The 653-nt window shown below is 49.6% G+C and carries 1 protein-coding gene; it reads left to right on the top strand.

Annotated features, from left to right (window positions below; translation table 11 throughout):
* A partial coding sequence (locus I8J31_RS20740) for a hypothetical protein (RefSeq protein WP_199470490.1) occupies positions 1-653 on the top strand: 653 nt, incomplete at both ends.

The raw sequence follows: 653 nt of genomic DNA, 5'->3' as shown, positions 1-653 counted from the left end.
AAGGGCATTGAGATTAATGCCACTGAGCTCAATAACAGCACGGCAAGCGGTCAGATTTTTTCCACGGATAACGTGGATCTGAACATCAAGGGAGACGTTACCAACACAGAAGGCGCACTGGTTCACGCCAATACGGATGTCACCTTGGATGCTGACGGTAATCTCATTAACGAAGGCTCTACCATCGAAGCCATTAACACTACCAAAATCGATGCTCAAAATATCAGCAGCAGCGGCACCATCCTCGCGCAAGGCGGCAGTTTAACGATTGATACCGCCACACTGGATAACCAAGGTGCCTTGGCAGGTAACGGCATCGTCCTCAATGCAACAGAACTGCATAACAGCACGGCAAGCGGCCAGATCTTCTCCACCGATAACGTGGATTTGAACATCAAGGGAGACGTGAGCAATACAGACGGTGCACTGATTCACGCGAACACCGATGTGACGTTGGACGCAGATGGAAACTTAACGAATACCAATGCGACCATTGAAGCGATTAATAGCACTAAGATTGATGCACAAAATATCACTAGCTCTGGAACCATCCTCGCGCAGGACAGCAGCTTAACCATAGACTCCGCCAAGCTGGATAACCAAGGGGCACTGGCGGGTAACGGCATCGTCATCAATGCGTCTGAACTGAACAA

It is taken from the genome of Marinomonas transparens (genome assembly GCF_016463975.1).
In the GTDB taxonomy this organism is placed as follows: domain Bacteria; phylum Pseudomonadota; class Gammaproteobacteria; order Pseudomonadales; family Marinomonadaceae; genus Marinomonas; species Marinomonas transparens.
Note: the sequence above shows the minus strand (reverse complement) of the source record. Positions and strands in the feature narration are given on the sequence as shown.